The sequence below is a fragment of the Rhodoplanes elegans genome (assembly GCF_016653355.1).
Lineage (GTDB): Bacteria > Pseudomonadota > Alphaproteobacteria > Rhizobiales > Xanthobacteraceae > Rhodoplanes > Rhodoplanes elegans.
On the sequence record NZ_NHSK01000107.1, the window covers coordinates 1 to 5,604 of the forward strand.

The window sequence follows — 5,604 nt, forward strand, 5'->3', positions numbered from 1 at the left end:
CCGTCTCGCCGCTGCGCGGCGAGCCACCCTCTCCCCGCGCGCGGGGAGAGGGACCAAGTGCCTCTTCTCCTCCTCCGCCCGTTCCTCGACGTTCCGAAGGCCCGGCTGGTGGCGACGCTGCGGGCCGCCGGCGTCGCGTTCGCCGACGATCCGTCGAACCGTGATCCACGATTCACTCGTTCGCGGTTGCGCCGGCTGCTGCCCGCGCTGGCCGCCGAAGGCCTCTCTGCGGCCCGCCTCGCCCGCTTCGCCGAGCGCATGCGCCGCGCCGACGCGGCGCTCGACGACGCGACCAACCGGCTCGCCGGCGACCTCGGCCTCGACCTCGAGGCCGCGCCGCCCCCCGGCGCGGCCGTGCGGGTGGACGCCCGCGCCTGGGCCAACGCCCCGGAAGAGCTGCGGATTCGCCTGCTCGGCCGGCTCGTCGCGGCGGCCGCGACCGAGGGTCCGGTGGAGCTCGGCAAGCTGGAAGCCGTCGCGACGGCCCTTCACGCCGCCGTGCTCGGCCCGACAGGGGCACCGTCTGCGCGGTTTCGCCGCACGCTCGCCGGTGCGATGGTGACGTTGTCCCGAGGCCGGCTCACCGTCGAGCCCGCTCCGGCCCGCCGGGCCGGGAGAACCGCCGCGGGCGGCCCCCGGGGCGCCGGCGCCTAGTCCCTCGGAACCGTGAAGAATTCCCGTTCACCACGGGGCCCGCCAAGTCGTCGCATCGGGGCCTGTGCGCTTGTGGGGCGGGGACGAGGCTCTTACATTGGCGTCATGCCCCGACACACGGTGCGTGCGGCCTGGAATTCGCCTGCCAACCGCCCACGGTCTTATGAGCCACGGGGCACGAGGACGCCTGATGAACGCAAATCTGCGGAACTTTGCCCTCTGGGTGATCATCGTCCTGCTGCTGCTCGCCTTGTTCACCCTGTTCCAGAATCCCGCGCAGCGTTCGGTGTCTCAGGACATCGCCTTCTCGCAACTGTTGAACGAGGTCGATCAGGGGCGGGTGCGGGACGTCGTCATTCAGGGTCCCGAGATCCACGGCACCTTCACGGACGGTCGCAACTTCAACACCTATGCGCCGAACGATCCGACCCTGATCGACAAGCTCTACAAGAAGGGCGTGTCCATCACGGCGCGGCCGCAGCAGGAGAACGTGCCCTGGTTCGTCTCGCTGCTGGTCTCCTGGCTGCCCTTCATCGCGCTGATCGGCGTGTGGATCTTCCTGTCCCGGCAGATGCAGGGGGCGGGCGGCAAGGCGCTCGGCTTCGGCAAGTCGCGGGCGAAGCTCCTGACCGAGGCGCACGGCCGCGTCACCTTCGAGGACGTCGCCGGCGTCGACGAGGCCAAGCAGGACCTGCAGGAGATCGTCGAGTTCCTGCGTGACCCGGGCAAGTTCCAGCGGCTCGGCGGGCGCATCCCGCGCGGCGTGCTGCTGGTCGGCCCGCCCGGCACCGGCAAGACGCTGATCGCCCGTGCGGTCGCCGGCGAGGCCAACGTGCCGTTCTTCACCATCTCGGGCTCCGACTTCGTCGAGATGTTCGTCGGCGTCGGCGCGTCGCGGGTGCGCGACATGTTCGAGCAGGCGAAGAAGAACGCGCCCTGCATCATCTTCATCGACGAGATCGACGCGGTCGGCCGCCATCGCGGCGCCGGCCTCGGGGGCGGCAACGACGAGCGCGAGCAGACCCTGAACCAGCTCCTGGTCGAGATGGACGGCTTCGAGGCGAACGAGGGCATCATCCTCATCGCCGCGACCAACCGGCCCGACGTGCTCGACCCGGCGCTGCTGCGTCCCGGCCGCTTCGACCGTCAGGTCGTGGTGCCGAACCCGGACGTCGTCGGTCGCGAGCAGATCCTGAAGGTCCATGTCCGCAAGGTGCCGCTGGCGCCGGACGTGAACCTGAAGACCGTCGCGCGCGGCACCCCGGGCTTCTCGGGTGCCGATCTGATGAACCTCGTCAACGAGGCGGCCCTGATGGCGGCCCGGCGCAACAAGCGCATGGTCACCCAGGTCGAGTTCGAGGACGCCAAGGACAAGGTGATGATGGGCGCCGAGCGCAAGTCGCTCGTGATGACCGAGGAGGAGAAGCTCCTCACCGCCTATCACGAGGGCGGCCACGCCATCGTCGCCCTCAACGTCAAGGCGACCGACCCGGTCCACAAGGCGACCATCATCCCGCGCGGCCGGGCGCTCGGCATGGTCATGCAGCTCCCCGAGCGCGACAAGCTCTCGATGAGCTTCGAGCAGATGACCTCGCGGCTCGCCATCATGATGGGCGGTCGCGTCGCCGAGGAGATGATCTTCGGCCGCGACAAGGTGACGTCGGGCGCCCAGTCCGACATCGAGCAGGCGACCCGCCTCGCCCGGATGATGGTGACGCGCTGGGGCTTCTCGCCCGAGCTCGGCGCCGTCGCCTACGGCGAGAACCAGGACGAGGTGTTCCTCGGCATGTCGGTCGCCCGCCAGCAGAACGTGTCGGAGTCGACCGCCCAGAAGATCGACGCCGAGGTGCGGCGGCTGGTCGAGGAAGGTCACGCCGAGGCGACCAAGATCCTCACCGAGAAGCGCGACCAGCTCGAGACGCTCGCCAAGGGCCTGATCGAGTTCGAGACGCTGACCGGCGACGAGATCAAGGACCTGCTCAACGGCAAGCGGCCGAACCGCGAGTCGGTGATCGAGCCGTCGGGCCCGCGCGGCTCGGCGGTGCCGACCGCCGGCAAGCCGCGCCCGCGCCCCGAGGCCGGCGCCGGCGACATGGAGCCCCAGCCGACCGGCTGACGCGGGCCTCCACCACGATCCGAGAACGCCCGCCGGTCGCGGGCGTTTTCTTTTGGGACGGGACCGTCCCTCTCCCCGCTGCGCGGTTCGTTCGCTGCCCGCGTTCCGGCGCCGCGACGTCCCTCTCCCCGCGTGCGGGGAGAGGGTGGCTCGCCGCGAAGCGGCGAGTCGGGTGAGGGGGCGCCTCCACGATGCCGAGAGTCACCGACTTGCGGCGACGCCCCCTCACCCGACGACTGCGCTGACGCGCAGTCGTCGACCTCTCCCCGCGAGCGGGGAGAGGTGACGCGCCCCGCTCCTGCTGCTCGGCATTCTTCCTCCGCTCTCCTCTCCGCCGCGACGTTGCGCCCTATCATGACGGCCCATCCGCCCCCGACGTCCGATCCCTCCGCCGGCCCGGTGCCGCTCACCCGCGCCGGCTTCCTGCACGGCGTCCGGCTCGCGCTGCCGGTGATGCCCGGCATGATGGCGATCGCGCTCGCGACCGGCGCCTCGGCGGCGCGCGTCGGGCTCTCCTTCGGCGAGAACCTGGCGATGTGCGTGACGATGTTCGCGTCCGCCTCGCAGCTCGTCGTGCTGGAGTTGTGGCCGAACCAGTTCTCGCCGGGCACCGTGCTCGGGCTCGCGCTGATCGCGCTCACCGTGAACGCCCGCATGCTGCTGATCACGGCGACGCTGCGACCGTGGTTCGGCGCGATGCCGCCGTGGATCTATCCGGTCCTGCATCTCACCTCGGACCCGAGCTGGATCGTCTCGATGCGCTACCGCGCCGAGGGCGGCAACGACGCCGGCGTGTTCTTCGGCGCCAGCGTGCTGCTCGCCTCGTTCTGGCTCGGCTTCACCCAGCTCGGCTTCGCGCTCGGCACCCTGATCGCCGACCCGCGGCGCTGGGGGCTCGACTTCGTGATGCCGGTGTTCTTCGGCGCCATGCTGGTGCCGCTGTGGCGCGGCCGGCGCGCCGCCCTGCCCTGGATGGTCGCCGGCGTCGTCGCACTCGTCGTCGAGCGGCTCGTCGGCGGCTGGACCTTCATCGTCGCGGGTGCCCTCGCCGGCGCCGTCACCGGGGGGCTCGTCGATGACCGGCGCGATTGATCCGGCGGGCACCGTGGTCGCCACGAGCGGCCTCGCCACGAGCGGCGTCGCCGGGGGCGATCTCGGCGTGTGGATCGCCATCGCCGCCATGGCGCTCGTCACCTATGCGATGCGGGCCGGCGGCTTCTGGATGATGGGGCGGGTGCCGCTGACGCCGCGCGTCCAGCGCATGCTCGCCGCTCTGCCCGGCTCGATCGTCGCCGCCACGGTACTGCCCATCGTGGTCAACGGCGGCCCGCTGGCGGCCGCCGCGGTCGGCGCCGGCGTGCTCACCATGTGGATCGCCCGCAACGACTTCCTCGCCGTGATGGTCGGCATGGCGGTCGCCGCCGCGGCCCGCGCCGCCGGGCTGGCGTAGGGCCGGCCTGGACGCGGCTGCGGTCGGCGGGCATACCGTTTCAGGCATTCACGTGTGCTGCAGGGTCTGGTCATTCCGGGGCGGCGCACAGCGCCGAACCCGGAATCCAGCCAAGCCGTCCGAGATCGCCGCTGGATTCCGGGTTCGCGCCATTGGCGCGCCCCGGAATGACGGATCGTGCAAGACCGACCCTCGCTCCAGGAGATCACGACGATGCGGACCACACCTGCTCTCGCGCTGACGCTGGCGCTCGGTCTCGCCGCGGGCGACGCGCGGGCGAACGACTCCACGGCCGAGCTCGCCACCGGCGGGCTCGTCTTCGTGAAGAACGACGCCGTCCAGATGCTGTCCGAGGACCTGTTCGTCTCGGCCGCCGAGATCAAGGTGCGCTACCGCTTCTTCAACCGGAGCGCCCAGGACGTCACCGTCCACGTCGCCTTCCCGATGCCGGACATCAAGGTCGACGGCCCCGACCAGAACATCGCGGTGCCGACCGAGGACCCGGTCAATCTCTTGGGCTTCTCGACCACGGTGAACGGCGCGCCGGTGACGACCGCGGTCGAGCAGCGCGTCACCGGCGCCGACGGCGTCGACCGCACGGCGCTGCTGCAAAGCCTCGGCGTGCCGCTCGCGCCGCATCTGCAGGCGACCGGCGCGGCGCTCGACCGGCTGCCGAAAGACAAATGGGACGAGCTCCTGAAGCTCGACCTCGCCTTCGTCGACGAGTACGACGCCGGCAAGGGCATGGAGCGGCACCTTGCCCCGCGGTGGAGCCTGAAGACGACCTTCTACTGGCAGCAGACCTTTCCGGCCCGCGGCGAGACCGTGATCGAGCATCGCTACACGCCGAGCGTGGGGCTGAGCGTGCAGACGTCGCTCGGCGCGCCGTCGCTGGCGCGCGAGCCGGAGATCCTCGAGCACATCAAGAAATACTGCGTCGAGAACGATCTGCTCGCGACCCTGGAGCGCGCGCGGAAAACCGCGAAGGCGGAGTTCGGTCCGCCCTACAGCGAGCAGCGAATCGACTACGTGCTCTCGACCGGCGCCAACTGGTCCGGCCCGATCCGCGATTTTCGTCTCGTCGTCGACAAGGGCGATCCCGACAGCCTGATCAGCTTCTGCGGGACGGGCGTGACGAAGATCGGCCCGACCACGTTCGAGATGCTCAAGACCGACTACACGCCGCAGGGCGATCTCCACGTGCTGATCCTGAAGAAGATCAAGTCGGAGCCGTAGCTGGAACCCGAGCCTCGTTTCCTTGCGGAGACGGTCCGGTGCACGACCCGTGCCGCAGGCACAGCCTGCGCTCTCCCCCGCGAGCGGGGGAGAGGTGGAGAGGGGGTGCATGCCACGACGGACATCGCTGTGTCGCCGACGCCCTTTC

At 70.6% G+C, this 5,604-nt stretch carries 5 protein-coding genes; all 5 read left to right on the top strand.

The window, feature by feature from the left end; all coding sequences use genetic code 11:
• Window positions 1–57 precede the first annotated feature (57 nt).
• The 5 genes from CCR97_RS14200 to CCR97_RS14220 all read left to right on the top strand — a co-directional run bounded on the left by CCR97_RS14200 (window position 58) and on the right by CCR97_RS14220 (window position 5,456).
• The gene (locus CCR97_RS14200; protein WP_201159584.1) at window positions 58–654 is read left to right on the top strand and encodes a PP-loop family protein; all 597 of its coding nucleotides are present in this window, start codon (window positions 58–60) and stop codon (window positions 652–654) included.
• A 190-nt stretch (window positions 655–844) separates the two neighbouring features.
• Window positions 845–2,770: an ATP-dependent zinc metalloprotease FtsH gene (gene ftsH, locus CCR97_RS14205; protein WP_111360421.1), complete on the top strand. Its 1,926-nt coding sequence runs from the start codon at window positions 845–847 to the stop codon at window positions 2,768–2,770.
• A 354-nt stretch (window positions 2,771–3,124) separates the two neighbouring features.
• On the top strand, window positions 3,125–3,862 hold the full coding sequence (locus CCR97_RS14210; protein ID WP_111360684.1) for an AzlC family ABC transporter permease: 738 nt from the start codon (window positions 3,125–3,127) through the stop codon (window positions 3,860–3,862).
• Window positions 3,846–4,220, top strand: coding sequence for an AzlD family protein (locus CCR97_RS14215; protein ID WP_111360685.1), 375 nt, complete (start codon window positions 3,846–3,848; stop codon window positions 4,218–4,220). The genes CCR97_RS14210 and CCR97_RS14215 overlap by 17 nt, the downstream gene beginning before the upstream one ends.
• A 213-nt stretch (window positions 4,221–4,433) precedes the next feature.
• Window positions 4,434–5,456 carry a DUF4424 domain-containing protein gene (locus CCR97_RS14220; protein WP_111355558.1) on the top strand — a complete coding sequence of 341 codons (1,023 nt, stop codon included), beginning with the start codon at window positions 4,434–4,436 and terminating at the stop codon, window positions 5,454–5,456.
• Window positions 5,457–5,604 lie beyond the last annotated feature (148 nt).

Excerpts from the sequence above, each read along its gene's own strand:
- CCR97_RS14210 (WP_111360684.1), top strand. The coding sequence starts at position 3,125 with ATGACGGCCCATCCGCCCCCGACGTCCGATCCCTCCGCCGGCCCGGTG.
- CCR97_RS14215 (WP_111360685.1), top strand. The coding sequence starts at position 3,846 with ATGACCGGCGCGATTGATCCGGCGGGCACCGTGGTCGCCACGAGCGGC.
- CCR97_RS14220 (WP_111355558.1), top strand. The coding sequence starts at position 4,434 with ATGCGGACCACACCTGCTCTCGCGCTGACGCTGGCGCTCGGTCTCGCC.
- ftsH (WP_111360421.1), top strand. The coding sequence starts at position 845 with ATGAACGCAAATCTGCGGAACTTTGCCCTCTGGGTGATCATCGTCCTG.